The organism is Motilimonas eburnea (assembly GCF_021295345.1).
Taxonomy (GTDB): domain Bacteria; phylum Pseudomonadota; class Gammaproteobacteria; order Enterobacterales; family CBDFNC01; genus Motilimonas; species Motilimonas eburnea.
Genome location: NZ_JAIMJB010000004.1, coordinates 99101 through 122393, shown reverse-complemented (window position 1 = coordinate 122393; position 23293 = coordinate 99101). Strand labels below are relative to the sequence as shown.

At 46.7% G+C, this 23293-nt stretch carries 20 protein-coding genes; 10 read left to right on the top strand and 10 right to left on the bottom strand.

Features of this window, described 5'->3' with window-relative positions:
• Positions 1 to 22: 22 nt before the first annotated feature.
• Positions 23 to 205: a DUF7660 family protein gene (locus K6Y21_RS05435; RefSeq protein WP_233070763.1), complete on the top strand. Its 183-nt coding sequence runs from the start codon at positions 23 to 25 to the stop codon at positions 203 to 205.
• 141 nt (positions 206 to 346) lie between these two features.
• Here the strand turns inward: K6Y21_RS05435 and K6Y21_RS05430 are convergent, their stop codons facing one another.
• The 3 genes from K6Y21_RS05430 to K6Y21_RS05420 form a co-directional block, all read right to left on the bottom strand.
• Positions 347 to 1642 carry an HD-GYP domain-containing protein gene (locus K6Y21_RS05430; RefSeq protein WP_233070762.1) on the bottom strand — a complete coding sequence of 432 codons (1296 nt, stop codon included), beginning with the start codon at positions 1640 to 1642 and terminating at the stop codon, positions 347 to 349.
• A gap of 273 nt (positions 1643 to 1915) precedes the next feature.
• On the bottom strand, positions 1916 to 3400 hold the full coding sequence (locus tag K6Y21_RS05425) for a DUF3360 family protein (protein WP_233070761.1): 1485 nt from the start codon (positions 3398 to 3400) through the stop codon (positions 1916 to 1918).
• 744 nt (positions 3401 to 4144) lie between these two features.
• Complete coding sequence (locus K6Y21_RS05420; RefSeq protein WP_233070760.1) at positions 4145 to 4339, bottom strand: hypothetical protein; 195 nt, start codon at positions 4337 to 4339, stop codon at positions 4145 to 4147.
• A gap of 294 nt (positions 4340 to 4633) precedes the next feature.
• On the opposite strand from K6Y21_RS05420, the gene K6Y21_RS05415 reads away from it, so the two are divergent.
• Positions 4634 to 6277, top strand: a complete 1644-nt coding sequence (locus K6Y21_RS05415) for a hypothetical protein (protein ID WP_233070759.1) — start codon at positions 4634 to 4636, stop codon at positions 6275 to 6277.
• A gap of 7 nt (positions 6278 to 6284) precedes the next feature.
• Here the strand turns inward: K6Y21_RS05415 and K6Y21_RS05410 are convergent, their stop codons facing one another.
• Positions 6285 to 7367 (bottom strand): DUF2860 family protein, encoded by a 1083-nt coding sequence (locus tag K6Y21_RS05410; RefSeq protein ID WP_233070758.1) that lies wholly within the window; start codon positions 7365 to 7367, stop codon positions 6285 to 6287.
• A 277-nt stretch (positions 7368 to 7644) separates the two neighbouring features.
• Between K6Y21_RS05410 and K6Y21_RS05405 the strand changes: the two genes are divergently transcribed.
• From K6Y21_RS05405 to K6Y21_RS05390, 4 genes are read left to right on the top strand one after another with little or no spacing between them, the layout of a single operon-like run.
• Positions 7645 to 8490: a MipA/OmpV family protein gene (locus K6Y21_RS05405; protein WP_233070757.1), complete on the top strand. Its 846-nt coding sequence runs from the start codon at positions 7645 to 7647 to the stop codon at positions 8488 to 8490.
• Complete coding sequence (locus tag K6Y21_RS05400) at positions 8480 to 8887, top strand: DUF3019 domain-containing protein (protein ID WP_233070756.1); 408 nt, start codon at positions 8480 to 8482, stop codon at positions 8885 to 8887. Before K6Y21_RS05405 ends, K6Y21_RS05400 begins: the two co-directional genes overlap by 11 nt.
• A gap of 8 nt (positions 8888 to 8895) precedes the next feature.
• Complete coding sequence (locus K6Y21_RS05395; protein ID WP_233070755.1) at positions 8896 to 9621, top strand: response regulator; 726 nt, start codon at positions 8896 to 8898, stop codon at positions 9619 to 9621.
• Positions 9622 to 9623: 2 nt separating this feature from the next.
• Positions 9624 to 10919: a sensor histidine kinase gene (locus tag K6Y21_RS05390; protein ID WP_233070754.1), complete on the top strand. Its 1296-nt coding sequence runs from the start codon at positions 9624 to 9626 to the stop codon at positions 10917 to 10919.
• On the opposite strand, the gene K6Y21_RS05385 is transcribed toward K6Y21_RS05390, so the two are convergent.
• From K6Y21_RS05385 to srmB, 4 genes are all read right to left on the bottom strand, one after another.
• The gene (locus tag K6Y21_RS05385; protein ID WP_233070753.1) at positions 10916 to 11917 is read right to left on the bottom strand and encodes a DUF2860 domain-containing protein; all 1002 of its coding nucleotides are present in this window, start codon (positions 11915 to 11917) and stop codon (positions 10916 to 10918) included. The two genes, K6Y21_RS05390 and K6Y21_RS05385, sit on opposite strands and share 4 nt — an antisense overlap.
• A gap of 148 nt (positions 11918 to 12065) precedes the next feature.
• Positions 12066 to 12818: a hypothetical protein gene (locus K6Y21_RS05380; RefSeq protein ID WP_233070752.1), complete on the bottom strand. Its 753-nt coding sequence runs from the start codon at positions 12816 to 12818 to the stop codon at positions 12066 to 12068.
• On the bottom strand, positions 12782 to 15889 hold the full coding sequence (locus K6Y21_RS05375; RefSeq protein WP_233070751.1) for a proline dehydrogenase family protein: 3108 nt from the start codon (positions 15887 to 15889) through the stop codon (positions 12782 to 12784). Before K6Y21_RS05375 ends, K6Y21_RS05380 begins: the two co-directional genes overlap by 37 nt.
• 210 nt (positions 15890 to 16099) lie before the next feature.
• A complete protein-coding gene (gene srmB / locus K6Y21_RS05370) occupies positions 16100 to 17374 on the bottom strand; it encodes an ATP-dependent RNA helicase SrmB (RefSeq protein WP_233070750.1) in 1275 nt (424 codons plus the stop codon).
• 140 nt (positions 17375 to 17514) lie between these two features.
• On the opposite strand from srmB, the gene K6Y21_RS05365 reads away from it, so the two are divergent.
• Together K6Y21_RS05365 and brnQ are read left to right on the top strand one after the other, a co-directional pair.
• Positions 17515 to 18237 carry a tRNA1(Val) (adenine(37)-N6)-methyltransferase gene (locus K6Y21_RS05365; protein ID WP_233070749.1) on the top strand — a complete coding sequence of 241 codons (723 nt, stop codon included), beginning with the start codon at positions 17515 to 17517 and terminating at the stop codon, positions 18235 to 18237.
• A 202-nt stretch (positions 18238 to 18439) separates the two neighbouring features.
• Positions 18440 to 19753: a branched-chain amino acid transport system II carrier protein gene (brnQ, locus tag K6Y21_RS05360; RefSeq protein WP_233070748.1), complete on the top strand. Its 1314-nt coding sequence runs from the start codon at positions 18440 to 18442 to the stop codon at positions 19751 to 19753.
• Positions 19754 to 19797: 44 nt separating this feature from the next.
• On the opposite strand, the gene K6Y21_RS05355 is transcribed toward brnQ, so the two are convergent.
• Positions 19798 to 20493 (bottom strand): hypothetical protein, encoded by a 696-nt coding sequence (locus K6Y21_RS05355; protein WP_233070747.1) that lies wholly within the window; start codon positions 20491 to 20493, stop codon positions 19798 to 19800.
• A 152-nt stretch (positions 20494 to 20645) separates the two neighbouring features.
• Positions 20646 to 21167, bottom strand: coding sequence for a flavodoxin FldB (gene fldB / locus K6Y21_RS05350; RefSeq protein ID WP_233070746.1), 522 nt, complete (start codon positions 21165 to 21167; stop codon positions 20646 to 20648).
• A gap of 122 nt (positions 21168 to 21289) precedes the next feature.
• On the opposite strand from fldB, the gene xerD reads away from it, so the two are divergent.
• Both xerD and dsbC read left to right on the top strand, forming a co-directional pair.
• Positions 21290 to 22174, top strand: coding sequence for a site-specific tyrosine recombinase XerD (gene xerD / locus K6Y21_RS05345; protein ID WP_233070745.1), 885 nt, complete (start codon positions 21290 to 21292; stop codon positions 22172 to 22174).
• 127 nt (positions 22175 to 22301) lie between these two features.
• Positions 22302 to 23228 carry a bifunctional protein-disulfide isomerase/oxidoreductase DsbC gene (dsbC, locus tag K6Y21_RS05340; RefSeq protein ID WP_233070744.1) on the top strand — a complete coding sequence of 309 codons (927 nt, stop codon included), beginning with the start codon at positions 22302 to 22304 and terminating at the stop codon, positions 23226 to 23228.
• The last annotated feature ends 65 nt before the right edge of the window (positions 23229 to 23293 follow it).

The following is a 23293-nucleotide window of genomic DNA, read 5'->3' as shown; positions in this document are numbered from 1 at the left end:
CTCTAATATCACTGATTCAAAGTTGAGCTCAGAAGACGCTGGAAAGTGGGAAAATGTATCTACTTCAGATTTCCTTGGTGCCCTTGCTGCATGGCTCGAAAGTGCGGATTGCTTTTATAAAAATTTCAATCGGGAAACCAGCTCTGAAAAACCAAGTTGGCAGCTGTTCGCAGATGCTTTGCAGGCAGCAACAATATATGAATAAACTCAAAACACATAACAAGTCAAAGTCGGTGTTTGAGGTGAAATAGAGCGACAGCTAAACGAAAGTAAAAGGGTTATCTCGTTGTCACAAACAATTAAGCCTTGGTGCCTGATGAGCTAGGCTTAATCACCTATGAACGATTTAACAATGAATGTCGGCAACTTCGTTTATCTGCTCTTGTGAGGTCGATAAGGCATAGCATTCGTCAAGGTGCTGACACAGGCAAAGATAAACGTGTTTATCCAGTAAATGCTTGTCTATCATAGGTTGCATTATGGTTTGGATCTGTTGCTTACTCATCTTGCCTCGATAGGGCCTGTCTTGGGATAGGGCCTGAAACACGTCGGCAACGGCAATAATGCGTGAAGGTAAATCCAGTTCATTGCCCTTTTTATTGTATGGGTAACCGCTACCATTGAGCCTTTCATGGTGATTCGCGGCCCATTCCCCTATTTTAGAATTTGGAAACACCATATAGAGCGCGATTTCGGTGTCGACCGTGTGCTTTTTGATGTGAGCATATTCTGCTTGGCTTAAGCTACCTTGTTTATGCAAAATCGCGTCAGGGGTACGCAGTTTGCCAATATCGTGGACTAAGCCTGCTACATACAACATTTTGCAGGTTTTACTTGGCAGGTGCAGTTTGGTGGCTAATCGCTCAGCAAGGTGCGCCACTTTTAGGGAGTGCTGATAGGTAAACGGACTTTTTGCATCCACAATCAACGCAATAAAGCGCGCTAGCTCGATTAATGAATTCAGGGATAAGTGTACTTGTAACCAATCAAGGGCTTGAAACTGGTGCGGCAGGTTTTCAATGTGCTCGGGCACCATGGAATACCAAAAGCCATCCTTCGCGGTGCGCTTGACGAGGGCATCAACAAACACGGGATTAAACAAGCTGCCTTTATGCTGCGCTAACTCAGCTGCCATTTGGTCTTTTTTTAATGTGATGAGATGACTATCCACATCGGCCAGGTGGCTAGCGCGAATGAAGTCGAGCCGATCAGCGAGAAAGATCAAGGCGCAAACCTCTTTTTCAAAGGTAGGCAGTTCGAAGTGAATGAGCTCTGACCAAGGACTATGATGGTACAGCACGATATTAGCAAAGCGAGAAAGAAGACTGCACTGGCGCAGGGCGTGGTAACCAGCAATACAATGACGCTCGCTGATACTCGGTGACATTTCACTGACCAAGGCGAGGTGCTCTTCCGATCTTGATACCCCGCAATCGTGCAACAACCCGGCCAAAAAGCAAAACTCTTGTTTCTGTTTGTCCCACCCCATTTCTTTGGCCACTTCATAAGCAATATAGGCCACTCGGTGGCCATGATGGACATCATCAATGCCGACGTAATCCAGCGCCCGGGCAACCCAAATTAACGCGTGCTTTAAATCAACAGAAAAGGCTTCGTCACGGGCTAAATTGGCGGCTTCCATGAGTGGCTCCATTACCAAGTATCAAGGCATTTGAATGGGACAAGTAATAATAAGATTAGCTGAAAAGTTAACCTTTAATTGATTTGTTGATTATTTTTTAACCGGTACCTTATTAAGCTTTGATTTAGGTCGGCCCATGGTGTTGAAGCGGTTTGTTTAAGTGGCGTAGCTTGGTCTAGCTAGGCAAGTAAATAGCCAGTATTGAAAGGTCAGTGGTAAAAAAAAACCGAGGTCTTAGCCTCGGTTTGGTGATGAGATAACCCAAAGGGCCGGCTACAGCAGTGCTGGGAAGCCGGGTAATTGACCAACCAACGCCAATGAACCTACACAGATAATGAAGGTGATCAGTGGAATGGTTAGCTTGTCGGTCCAAGATAGCGACTCGGCGCGCTCTTTGTCACCGGTTAGGCCTAGGTTATCCAGTAGCATAGCCAGCGCCCAACCAAATACTGGGTTAACTAGGGCACAAGAGAACATACAGATACCCGCGCTTTGTGAGTTTTGCGCGCTGCGTACCATTTGCATACCGGCTTCAAGTAGAGGTAGGAATACGCCTACCAATAGGGCTACGCGAAGCACAGGCTCCCACATGGCGAGATCCATCGGGTAACCAATAATAGAGGCCAGTACACACACTAAACCGGTTAATACCGCGCCACCTGGGATAGGACGTTTTGCGATGGCCGCTGGGATCATGTAGGTACCCCAAGATGAGGCTAAGTTACCACCACCTAAGCCGGCACCGATAATTTGGCGTACCGAACACACGGCCATGGTGTCATCCACGTTCATCAGTACCTTGTTGGCTTTACGTGGGTAGTTCAGTTCTTGGAATACGCGGTGACCAAGAAAATCTGGCGACCACATAGCCACCGCTAAGATGGCAAAAGGAATAACGGCAATGTAGTGGTGTAGCTCTGGCCAGCCCATTTGCCAACCTGTGTCTTCACCCCACCAGTAGAACGGGCTCATATTAGGCAGGCCTGGCTCGGTAACAAAGCTAAACGGTGTGCCCATGGCGTAAGCGATAATACCGGCTAAAGCAGAACACAGAGGAATGGCTAGCCAACGCTTTTGCACTTTAGCAAGGTAGGCGTAAATGACGATAGTGGCGAAGATAACCACAAAGAAAACAGGCTCTTGGTCGATACTGACAGACCATTCGTCAAATTTCTTGATTTGACCTACTAGCCCCATGGCACCAAGGTAAATCAACAAGCCGCCACGTACCCCTTCACCCGTTAAGGTAACGAGTTTAGAGCCGCCTTTACTGGCACTGAGAAGCAAACCAAATACACCCACCATAATACCCAAGGCAAGGGGATGACCGCCGGCCGCGGCGATTAAAGGTATGAGGGGGATCATTGGCCCGTGGGTACCGGCCAAGTTAGTTAATGGGTTGATTAATGCGGAAAATAACACCACGAACAGCACGCCGGCTATTAATAGCTCGTAGCGTACGTTTTCAACAATAAATTCAGGAGAAAGGTTAAATTGGGCAGCAAACGCGGCCACCATGGCCGTTACCATCACGATTTTACCTATGGTGGCGGCGAAGGCGGGCACCCAGTCTTCCACTTCGATGCGGTAATCACGAACGGGTAAATTTAATTTCCAACGTTTGAGATCCATGATCTCAAGCTCGTGCTCGAGATATTCATTACGGCTATTAAATTCACTGGCGGGTCTGTGCTTTTGTTGGTAGCTACTTTGCTCTGCAGGTGGTTGTGATTCCACTGGGTGATTTGGTGAATTCATATCTTCCCTCTATATCCCTAAAAAATTAATGCGTCTTGTATCCGTTTGACGGACATCCTTTGGAGTGCATTTAAAATGGCTTTGCTATTTAGTTTACTGATCTAAATCAGATTCATGTATTAATTTTTCTTATGAGCGATATAAGCGTTTGCTATCTCAAATGGAGTTATATGCTGATAATCGAATCTATCTTGATATTATTTTCTGTGTGAGTATTTAAATGTTATTTTTATGTTGGTTTTTTGTTGTGGTTTTTGAGGTGTTTTTTCAGGGGGAGAAGCGCGAGGAGCGCTTCTAACATATTGCTATATCTAGGGGTATATTGTTTTTTGATGTATTTTGAGGGCGGTTTATATTTATTGGTAATGGTGGAATATGTTGTTGCATTATTTCTAATTTATGAGATGTGGCTCTCATTAGATTGAAAGAGAGCAACAACTTCTATTGGGTGGTTTTTTGCCTATCAGGCCATTGAGTGGGAATAATCAAGGGGCTATTTGATGTAAATGCAAGTCCAAAGCATAAACCAAGCTGAGTTTGAGTATTAATACTGTAATTGGATTACAACTTCGGTGGGTTTGAGACCGTTGGCAAAGGGGGCGTTCGGTCGGCTCGCTTGTTATCCAAGGTAAAGCGTTAATCGAGAAAGGTCAGCGAGCAAGGTCAACGAACAAACTCAACAAGTAAGCACAAAGAGTAAGCACAAAGAGTGAACTCGATGAGTCAATGGGATCCGCGAAGGAATTAACGTACTCGGCTGGGGTAGGCTTGAGCAAAGCTAATGGGATCTTTAAAGCACAACACGTTAACAAAATTGGTGACGGCAACCAGCCAAAATTGAAATAAACTCAGTGGTTTAAGCTTTTTTTCGAACACCCAGTTGCGGTGGATTAATACCATAATGGCAATCAGTGACATGACGACAAATAGTAAAAACATGCTCAACTCCTTTGAACCTTGTTGAGCTCAACATGCAGCGGATCACGCTTGAACGCAATCATTTAACCACAAAAATTCCAATCTGTTCACAAATGCCTCGTTTCCCTTTTGCCATGCTTCTATTTCTTGCGCCATGTCATAATATCTTTTTAATTTATTTAAAAAGAATATCTTAGTAAGTTTCAGCTTAGAAGCAGACGGCAACAAGGGCGCTCACAACGACCAGTAAAACAGGGTCTATACTATAGTGATAAGCCCCCTGATACCCGTCAGTCCTCGTCAAGGAAGCTCGCTATGGCAGCATTTGCAAGAGTGGTTTTTTTTCGCGCTATCTACGCTGTATTGATTGGCTTATTGATTGTGGTTTACCCCCAGCCTTGGCAGGCTTTGGGCGTTTCCTTGGAATTAGCGATCTGGCCCGCCAGTGGCTTGCATTCCCTTTGGCAGTGGCTAGCGCCTTGGCAACCTGTGGTTATCGTTTTACTCCTCGTACTGCAGTGGGCGACTTGGCATCAAGCGAAGGGTGAGAAACGTCAATATCAACAATCGCAACAAGCCCGCCGTAGGGCTTATCAGCAACTTGAAGCTCAAGTTTATGAAGGCAAGCCCTTGTTTGAAAGGGGAATGAAAACGGTTGAGTATAAGCCTGTAGTGGACGCCCTGTACTGGCAACAGCAGCAGTTAACGGCGTTGCAGCATAAACAATCTCAGCTTGAAAAAAACTTAGCACATGAAAGAAAAGCTAAGGCTCAGCTAGAGCAGGACAAACGCAAACTCAGCCTTTCATTGTTGGAAATAAAAGAAATCGATAAGCAAAGATGTGAGCAGATAAGCCATCTTAAGTTTTGTTTTGCTGACGAACTGGCCGCCTTGAAAGAGCGCTTGAGTTATTATCGAGAATTACGCACCAGCACCTATCAACATTGGGCTAAGTTGTTGCCTAAAATGATAGAAAACAGCCAATACCTGTATCTAGAAAGTCAGCTGCCAAATCATGCCATGTTAGCTAAAAGGTTGAAAAGCCAGCTTGAAGAAGAGCTGGATACCTTGGTCAGTTATTTTGATATTTGCCCCGAGCAAGCCGTGACACCTCAGTGGCAGATGCCCAGTGTGATGTCGACTTCTCACGCTGGCTATCTGCAACAGCTGGGCAGGGCGCAAGCACATCAGTGGCAATTTGTTTTGCTCGGAGCGGAGCTTAATGGCTTGCTGGCACAATTGACTCAGCAGGGCTTTAATGCAGAGCTTGTCGCGGATGAGGGAGGGCTGGCTGATAGAATAAAAGCAGATAAGGCCCAGTCTGCCTCATTATGTGTGGTGGTAGATTGCGACATGCGTCTTCACGGGCCAAAACAAATCCCTGATGATGAACGCTTAGCGCACTTGAGTAACCTAGATGGCGTATTAGAGCCGGATACCTTATTGCTCGCTGTCAGTCAGCATTGGTCTTGGCATGACGTACACTCATTTCAAGCTCGTGTTGATGGGCTGCTCGTTTATCCTGTAGGGCTATTTGACGTGTTACGCTGCCTGCCTTGCATATCGATGCCAGCTGACGAAGACAGTGTGGCTCAATTGGAGCATTTACTGCAGACGCAATTACCCAGCGAGCAAGCATTCACTTTACTTGCCAGTAATGAGGTGATGCAACAAAAACAGATTTTAGATCAAGAGCAACATTTGATGCCGCAAGTGCCCCAAGCTTTGTTTGATCTTGCCGCTGCCGCAGAAGCCTTAACCAAGCAGCAAGGGGTCATGGAAAATAGTGAAACCCTGATCCAGCTAAGTGAGCAGTTAGCTTTGCCCATGTTAGCCTTAGTCGCGCGCGAGTTGGTCGCGCAGCATCGGCAAAACCAGGATATTAGTGCCTTGTGCTTGGTGTTATGGCAGTGTTACCAAGAGTCGGTGCGCGCCTTTAACGCTCGCACCGAGTTTTAGTCACTGGCTAAAAAGCGTAAGCCAGGCCGATAGAGGCAGCCATGCCTTGCTCGTCATAGAAGTTAATGTTGGAGTCAACCTCATTGTAGGTCGCCATGGCCGTGAAGGTGGTATTTTGCCAATCAAATGGCGCGCGGTAACTGTAAAAGGCAAATACACCGAGGCTGTTATCTTTGCGTACCTTATCAAATACAGGGTGGCGAGCGTCATAGTTAGCTTGACCCGCAAACACACTGGTGGTGAGGTGGCTTCGTTCGTTGATCAGGGTGAGCAGGGGTAATTGCATTTCAATGTAGTCGTATTTCATGGCCTTTCCCTTGGCGTCGCCTAAGGTGTACGTCAGCCCAGGTTGAATAACAAGGCCTTCACTTAGCTCAAACGCATATTCTATATAGGCTTGATGTAAGTGACTATCGCGCACTAATAAGGCTTGTTGCTCACGGCTGAGATCTAATTGTTTATTATGGCCGCTACGCTCATTATCGTATTTGGCTTGGGCCCAGGTGTATTGCAGCTTTAATGGCAGATCAAACAAGTTGTCAAAGCGCATTCTTAAGCCTTGAGATGTTACGTCGGTTTTACGTCGTTTCTGATTAACCAAGAAAGGGTCTCGCCACGCTTGCGTTTTCGCTAACAGTGGAATGTAGGCGAGGGTAAACACAGTGCCATCATCAAATTCTTGGCTGACACCCAGCTCAGCCTTAAAATCTCCGAGCACCACATCGTCTTCGCTGTTACCAAAGAAAAATTGCGTTTTGTTGTTAGATAAGGTGTAGGAAAGTCGACCTAATACAAAGGCGCTGAGGCCACTTTCTCGTTTGCCATTGCTCTGAAGGCTAGCCGTTCTCGCATTGTCTTTACTGGTGTTCTGTTGTGACGTGACTTCGCCAACTCCGACGTTAAGATTCAAAATAAAATCAAACCCTGGTTCTTGTGCTAAATCTGCATATGCCCCCGTTGGCGCTAACAGTAATGCGCCAATGGTGAGGGTTTTCCATCTTGAGTGGCGCTGAACAGTTGTTGAAACAGCTGTTGAAACAGTCGGTAAAACGGGTGTTGAAGTGATTGTTGATTTCGCTAGCCTAACCATGATTATTCCCTTTAATGGTGTCATTCTTGTTGATTAAGATGACGCAAGGACAGGGAGAAATCTGTCATAGAGTTAGGGAAAAACGTCAATAATTGTAAGTAAAGGTTCTCTAATCGCGCAACGCGTAGGTAACGCGTAGGTAACGCATACGTATGTTGGTTTGATTGAGTCGAGGTCATTACAAATTATTACAATTTATCCCCGCTCACTGCCTGATTAAATTATTTCATTAACATATAATCCTTGTCACAGAAGTTACCAAATGAAATGGAAGTCAATGGCAACCCCCTTTAGCAAGCTTATCGTGTTGCTGGCCGTGCTGATATTGCCCGCGCTGGCGCAGGCAGAGAGCCCGCCTGAATCTCCTGAAACGGAGTCATCATTTTGGGATGATTTACGTTGGGATATGAGTATCGGTGTGGGTATCGATTTCAGTCATGATATCCTCGCGGTTGCCGAAGAGCGTAATCTAACCCCCTTTTTTGATGTTAATTTTTCTTTAGAGTACAAGAACTTTTATTTCGATGTGCAACGCAGCAACTTGCCCGGTGGCGCCTTTTTGGGCTATCAGTTGTGGCAGGGAGAAGACTGGCAGCTCGATCTGGTCGGTGGCACCTACATTTCGGGCTTTGATGAAAACGGTAACCTCTATACCAAAACAAGCGGCCCGTGGTTAGCAGGGATCACCCGACGAGATGATGATTTTAATGTCGGGCTGAAGATAGCGCGTCAATTTCAATATGTCGATTTTAGTTCCGAGCTCGTCAATGATGTTGGCTCCGCTCATGGCGCTTGGATGTGGCGTAGTGTGGTCAGTAAGGCTATTCCCCTTGGTAACTGGGATATGCGCGGGGGCGTAGGTATCGATCTCTACTCTGCCCGATTAGCCAATTACTATTACGGCGTTAGCGCTGGGGAAGCCAATGCTTATCGCCCCCAATACCAGCCGGGCACCTCTTTTGGTGGTTATGTTATGCTGGTGGCGGAATACCCCATCACTGAAGACTGGGTGTTTAATGGTGGTGCTTTATTGGGCGTGGCCTCGCCCAGTATTTATAACAGCCCGTTAACCAGCAGTGCGGTTAGAAGTGTCGGTTATATGGGGGTTAAGTATGTTTTTTAACCCGCTAGCCCTGTTGTTAACCGGCTTTTCCGTATTGATTTGGTTAGTGCCCGTGTTGACGCTCGCGCAGTCATTAAATGATGAGCCCCACCTACAAGTCACACCAGAGAAGTGTGTGGCTCTGCGTGAAGGCCGGGACTGTTTGGCTGAATTAACGTTTAAGTGGCAGGCTAAGGTGCAAGGGGATTATTGCCTCATTGAGCAAGGCAGTGAGAAGGTGCTGAAATGTTGGCAGCATAGCCAGCAAGGTGAGCACAAGTTTAAATTTACGGGCCAACAAACCACACAATATAGCCTAATAAAAAACGGCCAGCGCAATACCTTGGTATCCACTCAGGTGGAAGTGAGTTGGGTGTATAAAACCAAGAATAAGAAGCGCCGCTGGCGCTTGTTTTAGGGGGAGCCATGGACAACAAAACGCATATCTTGGTAGTAGAAGATGATATTTCATTGGCGCAATGGATTATTGAATATTTAGATAATCAAGGTTTTAGTACTGCTCACCTAGGACGAGGTGATCAAGTTGTGGCCTATATTCAACAGCATCAAGTTGACTTGGTATTGCTCGACTTAATGTTACCTGGCTTAGATGGGCATCAGGTGTGTAAGCAATTAAGGACCTTTTTTACTGCGCCCATCATTATGTTAACGGCTCGCGATGATGAGTTTGATGAAGTGCTGGGTTTAGAATTAGGTGCCAATGATTATCTGTTGAAACCCGTTAGGCCCCGTGCATTACTGACCCGTATTCGCTCTGAGCTACAAAAGCATCAGCAAATTCAATTAAGTCCAGAACAACCCGCAGCGCAGACGAATCAATCGCAACTAATTTTTGGTTCGTTAGTGCTCGATGCCGCATCACAGCGTGCCGAGTTAGCAGCCAAGGAGCTGAATTTAACTACAACCGAGTTTGAGCTACTTTGGCTGCTGGCTAGTTCAGCTGGGCAAGTCCTTGATCGTGATACCGTGTTTAAAACCATGAAAGGGTGGGAGTATGACGGCCTAGATCGGCGTATCGATGTGCTGGTATCAAGTTTACGCCGTAAGGTAGGCGATAGCCAAGGAAAAGCAAAGCGTATCAAGACGGTATGGGGTAAGGGGTATCTCTTTGTTGCTGATGCATGGGAATAGTCATGCGCCGTCTCTATTTAAGTTTAGTGCTGATGGCGCTGGCGTCCTTGTTCTTTTTGGGCTGGACGTTAGATCAGTTTCAAGACAGTGACGCTGAGCCGAGCCATCAAAATGAGTATCAAATTTATTTTGATTTAATGGAAGGCTTTGCTCAACAAGCTGAGGGATTGTCGACGCTAAAATTAGCCGAGCAAGTGAGCACTTGGCAACGGCTTTATCAATTGCCTATCACCTTACACCATATTAATGAACTCGCCTTGCCCCCGGAATTAGAGCAAGCGTTACAAGGTGATGGGGGCTTGTTGTTAGAGTCGGATCAACGCCCTTATTTAGTTCGATCCTTAGTGGCCCACCCAGAGCATCAGCTGTACCTAGATTTGCCCAAGATTGCCAGCCATTCCACCTTAGATCTGGGCTTAACCTTGGCTTTTTATATTGGCGCGGGCTTATTGATGGCGTTGTGGCTGTTGCCACTGACTCGGCGCTTGAGTTTGATCCACAAGATGGCCACGGAATTTGGTAAAGGCAATCTAGCCAGCCGAGTGCCGCAAAGCCGGTTTTCATATATCCATTGGATTGAAGGCAGTTTTAATCGCATGGCGGCGCAAATAGAGCAGTTAATCGCCGAGAATCGCATGTTAGCCAGTGGCCTGTCCCATGATTTAAGGACTCCATTAGCTTGTTTACGCTTTGGCGTAGATGCCGCTCTTGATGCGCCGACACCTGAGCAAAAGGACAACATGCTGCTTCGTATGGAGCAAGATTTAGATCAAATGGAGCAAATGGTGACGGCATTTTTGGATTTTGCCGGTTTAGAGAAGAAGCGTGATCAACTGCAGCAAACGCGATTAACATTGAATGAACTTATCGTTGATATTGAACGCCAAGCTCAGGTTCTGGCAAAGCAGCAAAATAAGGATTTTGTCGTGATAAACCACACTCACGGAGTTGAGTTGATGGCCGACAAGGTGTGGCTCACTCGCGCTGTTCTGAACATAGTGGCTAATGGCGTCCGTTTTGCCAAGCAACAAGTTGGATTAACCTTCTATGTTCGAGGTGCACATTTGGTCTTAACCATAGAAGATGATGGGCCGGGGATCGCCGTTGCCAATTGGCAGCATGTATTTAAGCCTTTTGTGCGATTAGAAGCCAGTAGAAACCGAGAGCAGGGGCATTATGGCTTGGGCTTGGCCATCGCGCAAAAGGTTTGCGAATGGCATGATGGCGAAATCAAACTACAGCAGCCCATTCAATTATCTGGCTGCTGCTTTTGCTTAACCATTCCAATTCAAGCCTAAAATGTGTAGGCCATACCCGCAGCTAGGCTAAACATGTCGGATTCATAAAAACGAATGTTGGAATGAGTGTCAGTCCATACGCCAAACAAGGTGAAACTCGCGTTCTGCCAATTAAAGGGGGCTTTGTAACTGTAAAATGCAAATGCACCCCAATTGTCGTCTTTTTGCTTGCGGTTAAACACGGGATTGGTTTGATCGTATTCAGCGCGGCTGTAGAACAGGTTCCCGGCGATCCTATGCTTGTTATACAGTTTGACTAAACTCAGTCGGGTGCCATATTCGTCATAACTCATGGCATCCCCTTTGGCGTCACCACGGGTATAAGTCAGGGCCGGCTCAAAGAATAAGCCATTGCCTAGTGGCACTAACATTTCTAGGCTGCCTCTGTGGTAGTCACTGTTGCGATCCAGCGAGCGTAGTTCAGGCGCTGAAAGCCCTAAGCTCTGGCCGCTACGCTCATGATCGAGGTCGTTTTTGGCATAGCCATATTTAACACTAAACAAGCTGCCTGCAATGTTCTCCCAAGCAAATCGTAACCCTTGTGTATCTTGATCGGTTTTATCGCGGTGTTGGTTTTGTAAGTAAGGATCTTGCCAGGTTTTTTGAAAACTGGGCAGTAAGGGGATCCAAGCCAAGGTGATGGTACTGCCACTGGCCAATTGATGCTTGCCTCCCACTTCTAATTGGAACTGGCCTTGGGAGACGTTTTCAAGGCTATTACCGATGAAGAGTTGTGTTTTTAAGTCGTCAAAGGTGTAGTCCAACCTGGCAAGGGGAAACACAATGGCGGAATCCACTTGTTTACCCTTGTTATTCAGATCTTCGGTTACCTTGTTATCACTGTCGGTACTTATTTGTGATTGGGATTGCATAAATCCAGCATTCACGTTTAGGGTAAATTGCCAGCCCGCTTCGTCCGCCATTGGGCGCGCGAAAGAGGGGGGTAAAAAACTCGCACAGGCCAACAGAGCGGCCAGTTTTGTTGACGGGTGTAGCATAGGAAACATCCTTGTGAGTCATTAAATTCAATAAATAAAGTAAGAGTTAATGTCTTTTTAATCAATCTAACATGATTTAACGAAGGGAACCTATGATCAGCTCACTTTACGGGGGCTATTTTGTATTTCTTGTTCGCTCTAGGGTCATTTATCTACACGGGTGATCTTGGTTGGTGTGGCTGACACTGACAGCAACACAGAACTGATACAGCCAATCGGGGTGGAATACTTGGGCTAAAGCTTGTTTGGGGGCTAAGCAGACTTGTTGTACTAAGGTCTCTTGACGGGCCAATAACGTGCGCTGAAAGGCTTGGGTAACTTGCTGCTCAGCATGGGGAATATACACAGACCCAACAATTTCTGGCTGTTGGTGGATGGTGTGCCAACTTAGGCTAGAGGTGAGTTGGAATAGGTTGCTGGGTAAGGCCCGAAATAAAGAGATAAGTAAAGACTTTTGCCACTTAGTTAATGGGTGATAAGCATGCATAAAGACCCCGTTTCCACACAGTAAAATAGCGATAGCACTGGCCACCAATAGGGTGAAATGCGTTATTTTAGCTGGGGCTAATTCAATGGATGCAGGTTTGCCTTGGTGCTGTTCGGGTAGTGGGATTTCACCAAGACAGTAGACCCCTTTACCTTGGTAATAGTGACGCGTTGTGATGAGCTCATGGTGATGGGTTAAGCGGGGAATGAGCTTGATTTCCGCCATAGTGCAGAAATAATCACATGCTCGGCTGATTTGATCTATGGCTTGCCACTCTGTTTGTGTGAGTGGTAGCTTGGTTAAGTGGTCGGGGATTTCACTCATCCAATGGCGAAAAATGTGGCACCTTTCTAGCTGTGGTTGATTGCGCCAATCGCTTAGTGATTGGTTAAGGGTTTGCCAGCGTTTTGGCATAGGGTCGCCTCCAATTGGCTATAGGTGATACCTGCTTGCTGATCATCAAAGGTTGCATAGTAGGCAGCTAAGGGCAGACTGTGGTTTTGATTGATAATAAGTTGGCGGCCTAATATGCCATGCTCTAATTGACGTAACCGTGTTTGATGTCGACTGTGGATTGAGCAGTAACCTTTCGCTTGAATACGATTGAGCTCATCTAACAGCGGTTGCAACGTTGAGTTTGAATACCGATAGAGGTGCAATACAGGCCCTTTAATTTCGGCGTTAATTTGTTGTAAGTCGTCAACCTGAAACAAATAGGGGGGGGCATAATACCCGTTCAGATCATGTGCCATCGGCGTTTGACGTAATAAGCTTGCCTGTTGGCTCAACTGCTTGGCATGCTGGTTGAACATGTCTAATCGAGCGGCATTGAGTAAGGGCCCAACACAGCCCTGACTAAGATCATGATTGGCAATATCTAATTCAATCATGGCATTGCTAAGTAGGTATATAAACTCGTCGGCAATGTCTTGCTCAACACAAATCAGCTTTAAACTGGTGGGAGATTGGCCCGCTAAGTCAAAGGCCAAAGTTAAGATGACGCTGATAAGATCTTCAAATGCCGTTGAGTTGTCAATGATCATCATGTTCATGACGTTGTGTTTGATGGCTTGTTGCTGCTTGTTGTTAACGTCTTGATTAATCTGATTCAGTTGTTGGCGTTGTTCTTGAGTGAATGAGCCACTGATACCATTGAGTTTAGCCATACAAGAGCCAGGTAAAGGCAATGTCCAACTAGGGTCGCTGATAATCAATTGTAAACCGTTTTCGGCTAACCCTTGTTGTTGCAATAAGCGCACAAGCTGTGAGCAAATGCTCGCGCTTGTCGGGCAGCAGGCAACAATGACACTGTTGGCGCAAATCAGCGCCCCCGCGAGTTGGGTTAATAAAGTGATCAGTGGATGGGTGGGCTCTGGGCAACAAAGCCATACACCTCGGCCTTGGCGTTGCCAGTGATAAGGCGTGGGATCGGCTAGGCTGACTTCTTGTTCGTCAAATAGGTGGATGCCTTGCTCTAGGGTTTGTTTAAACAGTTTAATGGCTAACCTAAGCTCTGTTTCAGCGGCAAAGATAGGCTGCCCTGTGCTTGCCATGTATCGAGCAAGTAGTAAGGGAGCATGGTTAACTAAGGTAGAGCTAAACTCGATTAACATGTGTTTACGTTGCTCTAGGGGCGGCTTTTGCCCGCTATCAAAACCTTGTTGGGCTGCGCTCACGGCTAGCTCACAATCGGCTTTGCTGGCGAAATGTAGGTGAGCGTAACGGGTATCTATGGCGTGGGGGCAAGCTAGTTGGCCCATTGATGCCGCGTTCGCCTGTGTCTCGTGCGCTGGATTTAACGTCCCAGAGTGATGAATGATTGAGCGGCACTCTTCAACCTGACTGAGAAAGGGAGCACAAGCTTGTAGCCAATGGTTGAGAGTATGTTGGCAAGGAAGATTGATACTAAAAAGCGTCTCTTTTGCCGAGGGCGCAGGGCGCTCTGCTGGCGAAAGTGTGGCATATTTATCAATCGGGTGCTCTATAAGCTCACTTAAAGGTTGTTGTTTTGACTGCAACTGTGGCACAAAGCCAGGTTGAGCAGCAAAATCAAGCAAGCGCCTTAAAATAAATGGCACCAATTGATGATGGGGGCCAAATGCCGCTAACACACACAAGCTGGGCTGAGGGTGAATAGTATAAAGAGGCTCACCCATGCCGTACACTTTTTGCATTTTAATGGGGTGCTGCGCCGCCATCACTTCCAGTGCGGCCACCGTATGGGGGTTATGGGTAGCAAATTCAGCCTTGAGATAGGGAGTAACATAGTGCGACAGCAGCCAGCGTGCATTACATAGAAAACTGATATCCGTGGCCGCTTGACTGGTAAAAACAGGGAAGTCGCTCAGGTGGTTAAGCTGGGCTTGACGCATGTCTTCACGCCAATAAGCCCCTTTAACCAAGCGGATGGGAATACTTGTTTGTTGCTTTTTGGCCAAGGCGGCTAACCAACATAGACTGGCTAAGCTGCGCTTGGAATAGGCTTGTATGGCGATCCCGAGTTTGCCCCAACCGCGTAGGGATGAATGGCTAATTAAGCGCTCAAACACGGTTAAACACAATTCCAATCGCGTGGCCGTTTCTCCGTCTAAATACACCCCTACATCTAATGCCTGGGCTAGCTCAAGGAGGGGGAGTAAAGTTGCCATTAATTCACTGATAGCATGTTGTCGATAGCGATAGTCAAATTGGGGTTGCAACACCGAGAGTCTGATTGAAATATTGTCGTGTCGCTGATGCTGGCGGTTGTGATGAGCAATATGATGAATGGCTTGAATATATTGGTGTTTTGCCTGTTGTACTTGCTCGTTGATCAGGGCCGCTTCGGCTAAATAATCAAATGAAAACGCCAGCTCAGTTGAGAGTTCCTTAGGCTGTGCTTGGGTTACACTCGTCGCCAATGCTTGCTCTATGGTACTACCGATAATGTATTGTTCGGCAATCATGTTGATGGCCTTGTGTAAGGCTTTGCGGACAATGGGCTCTGTTAGTTGGCTGATGAGATGTTTAACCCCTTGCTTTACCGTCATTTTCTGTTCAGGTTGTGGGGTTAATCGCCCGGTCAGTAATAATGCCCAAGTTGACGCATTAACAAGAAAGGAGTCGGAATGTTTGACATGCTTAGCCCAGTTTATTTGGCTGAGCCTATCCCGTAGTATGCTGTCTAAGGTGTCAGCATCTGAAACACGCATTAACGATTCTGCTAAGCACAAAAGCAATATGCCTTCCTGACTACTGAGGTTGTACTCCTCAAGGAAAGCTTGCGCTAAGCTCTTTTGGCTTTTATCTGCTCTCACTCTGGCAATAATATTGGCCGCTAACTGAGTGGTTTTGGACATTTCCCAGCTACTAATGCAGGCATAGTTTTGCATTTGTAATATAAGGGGGTGCTCTTGGCAAAGGTAATGCTCTGCGAGGTTATGCCACAGTGCATCAAGTGGGCGATCCAGTATGGATGGTGAGAAATAATCGTCCACATTTAACATCCAGTGCTCCTGTCGTGTGGGGCTCCTGTTTAGTTTAGCCTGAGATTATTAAAAGATGGAATTATTGATAGTAAACCAAGAGGTTAATCGCATTAGAAGCGTGATGATGTGGCGGGGCAAATAAAAACACCACCCCTAGGTCAGTGCGAGCGAATGAACGCTCAAAACACATCCATGGGGTTACCTTGACCCTGAGGTGGTGTTAGCCAATTATTTTTTGGCTTTTTTAGCCCAATTGGGTTTGCCTTTATTTTTCTTGGCTTTGACTTTTTGCTTAGGCGCGGATTTTTTGTTATCGGCCTTGGCAGTGGGGCGCTTTTTCTTGGCGGGGATGGTCGCTTCTTTGTTTTTTGGGCGCAGTGAGTCGATCACGCGACGTTTTAGTGGCTCTTTCATATAGCGCTCAACTTTGCCCAGTATTTCCATATCATGGGCTTCAATCAAGGAAATGGCGGTGCCTTTACGGCCTCCACGCGCAGTACGGCCAATGCGGTGTAAATAAATATCCGCTGTTCTTGGCATATCATAGTTGATCACGTGGCTAATTTCGGGGACATCGATGCCGCGAGCCGCGACGTCGGTCGCGACTAACACATTTACCTTACCGGTTTTAAACCGCATGATGGCGGTTGTGCGCTTGGCTTGCTCCATTTCACCACGTAAAAAACAGCATTTAATCCCCGCTTCTTCTAGCTGGGTTACCAAGTTTGTTAGGCGGTCACGGGTTTTCACAAACACGATAGCATGGCTGACCTCTGGTTTTTTCAGGGTGGCTTTTAACAGCTCAAACTTGTGCTCGGCGTTGTCTGCTAGGTGTATCCATTGCAGGATCTTGCCTCGCTCACTGCGTGGCGCGGCGGCAGAAATGGCAACAGGCTCTTTGAGTACCTTGGCGGCAAACTGAGATAGCCCTTTACCCTCAAGGGTCGCCGAGAATAAAAAGGTTTGTTTACGCCAGCGCGCTTCTTCGGCGATACGCTCCATGGTGCTAATAAAGCCCATATCCAACATGCGATCGGCTTCATCTAAGGTTAGGATTTCAATTTCTCGACAGTCAAAGGCTTCTTGCTCTATGTATTCCATGAGTCGACCGGGTGTGGCGACCACCAGATCCATATTTTTAGTGAGCACTTCTTCTTGGGTTTGGTAGCTAATGCCGCCAATGATCGCGCCGACTTTTAGTGGCGTGTCTTGGCATAACTTGGTCGCTTCCACTTGGATTTGCACCGCGAGCTCTCGTGTTGGGGTTAGGATCAATACCCGAGGTGAGCCAGGTTTACGGCGTGGAAAATTCAACATGTGCTCGATAGCAGGCAGTAAAAACGCGAGGGTTTTACCTGTCCCCGTCGGTGAGCTTGCCATTAGATCTCGGCCATCAAGTGCGGGTGGGATGGCTTCTTGTTGAATGGTGGTTGGCTTTTCCAAACCCATACGGGTCAATGCATCAACGAGGGTGGGATCTAACTCTAGATCGGCAAAAGACATAATGTTTTCCAGTGTAACTGAGTGAGTAACTAAATTAGCGTGGGATTATAGAGGATAACCTCAGCCTTGGGTATGGCTGAGGTGGTATTTCACTTTGTAAAAGGTATAGTGGCCACTTTTGATCGAGTTTAGGAAAAATCATGGCAAGCAAAGCAGGCTTTACCTTTAAACGCTTTCATATCAATCATGATTTATGTGCCATGAAAGTGGGCACGGACGGGATTTTATTGGGCGCTTGGGCCGATGTTGGCTCGGCAGAGCAGGTGCTGGATATGGGGACGGGATCGGGGTTGATCGCACTCCAACTTGCTCAGCGCAGCCACGGTGCTTGTCATATTACGGCTGTCGAAATTGACTCCAACGCGGCTTTGCAAGCTAAGCAAAATGTGGCCGCCAGCCCATGGCCTAATAAAGTAAAGGTGGTTGAGCAAAGCATTCAGCAATTTGCCGCAACAGCTTGCCAGCAATATGATTTGATTGTCTCTAATCCACCGTATTTTCCTGCGGGACAAGCGCTGGCCTCCCAAGCTAGAGCGACCGCACGACATACGGGCAGTTTAGGCAAAATGGATTTATTAACGGCAATCATGCAATTACTTAGCGCTAATGGCCGTTGCGATCTGGTGCTTCCTTTTGATGTCGCCCTTGAATATATCGATGCCGCAAAGAAGATAGGTCTTTTTTTAGTTAAGCGCGTTGACGTTCACACGCTAAGCAATAAGCCCCCTCATCGCATGCTGCTCAGTCTGGCTAAAACGGCACAAGGCTGCGATAGTTCAACATTGACGATACACCATCAAGCTGGCGAGTATTCGTCTGACTATGTTGCTCTAACCAGAGACTTTTATTTAAAAATGACTTAATACTAGGTATATGTCTCGACACTTTGATCTTGATTATGTTTTGTTAGGTCTAGGTGAAACTAGGTATTTTCTCAGCTGCTCCCTTGCTTTATCCTGTTGCAAAAAAAATAAAACAATAGCCTAATGCTCTAGTTTTTTAATCTTTTTGTGGTTAATTATTGGGTGTTAGCCCTGTTGTTTCATATAAAACAGGACACACAACATGAAAAAACCCTTAACTGGCCTGGATATCTTCGGGTTAGGCTTGATGACCTTCGCTTTCTTTCTTGGCGCGGGCAATATTATCTTTCCTCCTTTGGCTGGCGCTCAAGCAGGGACCGAGCTGGTTCCTGCTATGCTTGGCTTTTTGGTTACCGCGGTCGGGTTGCCATTAATCACCTTGATTGCCGTGGCAAAGGCGGGAGGCGGCATTAGCACCATGGCAAGGTATTTGCCGGTTAAGGTCGCCACTGTATTGGCCTTGGCAGTGTATATCATTATCGGGCCAAGCTTTGCCACGCCAAGAACGGGCTTGGTAGCGTATGAGATTGGCGTAAAGCCCTTCATTGAACATAGCGCGATTGCTTTGGCTTTATTCTCTGTGGTGTTCTTTTCTATTGTTGCTTGGCTTGCAATAAACCCCGGTAAATTACTGGATTATATTGGAAAATTCATTACTCCATTATTAGTCATGTTGCTCGTGGCATTAGCCATTGCGGTATTTGTTGCGCCGTTAGATGGGTTAGGCGTGCCAACAGAACGTTATCAAGATTCGGCGTTTATTAACGGCTTTTTAGAGGGCTATAACACCATGGATACCTTCGGAGCCTTGGTGTTTGGCATGTTGATCGTCAATGTTTTGATTAGTAAAGGTGTAAGTGAAAAAGCCTATATTTATAAGTATTTAATGATTGCAGGTTGCATTGCTGCAGCGGGACTGGCTTTTGTTTATGTGGCACTCTTTTATCTTGGCGCAACCAGCCAGGTGGTTGCCCAAGGCGCGACCCAAGGCACGGATATTTTAGCTCAGTATGTGTTTGCTATGTTTGGGCAGACAGGGTTAATGGCCTTGGCGCTGGTTGTGATGCTGGCATGTTTAACCACGGCGGTGGGATTAGTCAGTGCCTTGACGACGTTTTTAGTTCAATTACAGCCCCATTGGAATTACACCAAATTAGCATTAATCAATTGTGCTATTTGCGCCCTTGTGACTAACGTGGGGTTAAGCCAGTTAATCAGTATTTCGATTCCTGTTCTTTTCGCGGTTTACCCTGTTGCTATTGCGCTGGTGGCCCTGACCTTTGTTAGCGATAAGTTGGCAAATAAAAAGTTATCCTATCAATTTGTGCTTGCGGTGGCCTTGATGTTTGGAGTGCTTGACGGTTTAAAAGTGGCCGGGGTGGATATGCAATCGTTTAACTATCTCCCCTTATTCAATAATGGCATGGCGTGGCTGTTGCCTACGGCTGGCGCCTTATTGATCGCCATGTTTGCTTTTAAAAAGACAACCCATGTTACAGCATACTCAAAAGGATGAGCTGAGCGATAAAGTGATAATAAAGGGAGCCTAGGCTCCCTGCGTTACTCGCTAAAGTAGGGATTTTTTTGTTTTAACACTGCCACGGGTTTGGCGAACTTAGCCTTTGCTTGGGCTATTCTTTCATCCCTTGCTTGGGCATTGTTACTTGCCTCATTTTGCGCACGGGTGATACAAGCCTGAAGGCGCGAATTGGCCTCATCGCTACTATTCTCTTGCGATTCAGACTCACATTTAGCCTTAATTTCTTGTTGCTGAACATCGGTTAAGGCAGGCTTCAAGTCATCATTGAGTACGCTTAAATAGGCTTGGTTCAGTACCGCCTGATGCATGGCAATACTGCAAGCAGAAGTCGCCACTTGATCTTGTAACGGTGAGGTAAATTTGTCCTCATCAGACAATGCTTGATAACTAAGGTATGCGTTTTGGTGGCGCTGCCAGTCGGTGATAATGGCATTAAGTGACGCGGCCACATTTTCTGTCTGGTTTTGGCCTAAAGGCAAGGTTTGTTCACCGCATTGGCATTGTTCGGGCTGACAACGGGCACTATCAGGGAGCATTTTCGGGCGAGCAAACCAAGATGCATGCAGGCCTGTATCATGTTTGCTAGGGTGTAATACGGTTTGCTTGCCGTTAAAGCAGGTAGTTGATTGGTAGACGGTTTTACCTTTGACTTGGCACTTATATACGGCGCTGTGGCCATGGCTACTAAAGCCAAATAAACATAACAGGCCACTCATTAGGCTAACCTTTTTCAGTGTTGCTTTGACCATGTTACCTTCTACCTTTGTTTGCCTATTTGTTGCAATACTAGCTTAGTTAATGGTCTGGGCTAATGGATAAGTGGCTAAAACTTGAGCAAAGGCCCGTTTTTACGGCATAAAAAGTCGACTTACTCTGACAGTTCCTGTATTTCGGTTAAAATTTGAATTGCCCAATCTTGAATGCGCTGATCAGATAAATCGTATTGGTTATCTTCATCTAGGGCGAGGCCAACAAAGTGTTCACCATCTGGGGTCAGGGCCTTAGAGGCTTCAAATTGATAGCCGTCGGTACTGGTATAGCCAATAAAGGTCGGCTGTTGGGGCTGCAATTCATCATGAAGCATACCCAGGGCATCTTGAAACCATTGGCCATAGCCTTCTTGATCGCCCATGCCGTACAAAGCAATGATTTTACCTTGCACCGATAAGCCATTAACTTGTTGCCACAGCTCAGCCCAATCTTCTTGTAACTCGCCATAGTCCCAAGTGGAGATACCCAAGATCAGCACTTGATAGTCGCTTGTTTTACTTAGTGGGGTTTCTTTTATATTAAAGATATCAACCAACTCGGGACCAATCGCCTCGCGGATTTTCTCGGCGGCGATTTCGGTGTAGCAGGTGGTTGAGCCATAAAATAAACCAATTTTCATTACAGTCCCCTTTGTTAAACTGGTCGCATTCTAGCAAGGAATCAGGTCGATAAGCGAGCCGTGCCTTGAGTTTGTAGGGGAGTGATTTAGAATCAGGCCAACTGAACTGAGAGTGGTAGGCAATGAACACATTAATCGATGATTTTTTAGATGCCATGTGGTTAGAGCGGGGCTTAAGTGATAACACCACCAGCTCTTATCGTCATGATTTAAATCATCTTGCCACTTGGTGTGACGAGCAAGGCTTAGCCCTGTTGACCCTAAGCCGCAGTGATTTGCAAGATTACTTAGCGGCGCGTCAACACGCGGGTTATAAGGCCACCTCCAGTGCGCGATTACTGAGCGCCGTACGCCGGTTTTACCAGTATATGTGCCGTGAAAAAATCCGTGAAGACGATCCCAGCGCGTTAATTGTTAATCCTAAATTACCTAAATATCTGCCTGCCGATTTATCTGAGTCTGAGGTGGATGCGCTGCTGATGGCGCCGGATCTAGAAGATGCCATCGGTCTGAGAGACAAGGCCATGTTAGAGCTATTATACGCAACGGGTTTGCGCGTCTCCGAGCTGGTGGGTCTAAGCACCGAGCGCATTAGCCTACGCCAAGGGGTAATTCGCATAGTGGGTAAAGGCAATAAAGAGCGACTCGTGCCCATGGGGGAAGAGGCCATCTATTGGTTGCAGCGCTATTTTAACGAGGCGCGCGGTGCGCTGTTGAAACAAATCAGCTCAGATGTGGTGTTTCCTAGCCGGCGCGGCCAGTATATGACTCGGCAAACCTTTTGGCACCGGATCAAGCATTATGCGCAAGTGGCGCAAATTGACACACATTTATCGCCTCATACCTTGCGTCACGCCTTTGCGACTCACTTATTAAACCATGGTGCCGATTTACGCGTAGTGCAATTGTTATTGGGGCACAGTGATTTATCTACCACGCAAATATATACCCATGTGGCAGGTGAGCGCTTGAAAAGCTTACATCAAGCTCATCATCCTCGGGCTTAATGAAATGCCAATGCAAGAAACAGGAATAAACTACTTGGGCTTTTGCAAAGGGTGTGCATAATTGGGCGATAGCCATTTTTGTTGCCTGAATAATTAGGCGACTAATCAACCAGTATTTGGAGTTGTTATGTGGAAGAAAACCTTGCTAGCAGTTGCTTTAATGGGCGCCATCAGTGCCCCAGTAATTGCTGAGACTACGGACAGTCAAACCAAGGCATTACAGGCTCAATTAAGCTCTGCTGAGCAACGTATTGCCGAGTTGGAGCAGGTGCTCAATGAGCAAAACCAAAAGAACAGTGATTTGACCACCGAATTGCGTGCACTGAAGGCGGAGCACCCCGATCTGGAAGCGGCGCGTGAACAGTCGCAGCACTTTGAAATGATCCGTGAGCAGTTAGCGACCATTGGTATTGAGCCCTTCACCATGGATCGCAGCATTATTCCAAGCATGTATGAAGTGAAAACCAATCGCGGCATTTTATACAGCAACCCAACGGGTCGTTATTTAATATTTGGTAACCTCTACGAAGTAGAGAATAAAGAAGTGACTAACTTGACCGAACAAGCGCAATCTGTGCTGCGCGCTGAGCAGTTAAAAGCGTTTGAAACAGACATGATAGTGTACCCAGCGAAAGACGAGAAATACGTGGTCACCGTATTCACCGATACCGACTGTGGTTACTGTCAAAAGCTACACAGTGAAATGGCGGATTACCATAAAGAAGGCATCACCATTCGCTATTTAGCCTTCCCACGTGGTGGTGAGCGCTCACAAACCTATCGTGACATGGTGTCGATCTGGTGTGCTGAAGATCAGAAAGCCACCATGGACGCAGCGAAAAGCCGTCAGCCAATTCAGGCCAAGACTTGTGATAATACCGTGTTAAAGCAATATGAGTTAGGCGGTATGTTCGGCGTTAACGGTACACCAGCTATGGTGCTGTCTGATGGCTCGATGCAACCCGGTTATGTGCCTGCTGCGCGTCTGGCTCCGTTGTTAGCTGAAATGGCGGAAAAAGAGAAAGTGACTGCGCAAGCTGATACCGCGCAATAATTTCATCATTTTATCGCAAAGGCGGCCTAGGTCGCCTTTTGTTTTTTTAAAAGAGGCAGTTTAGC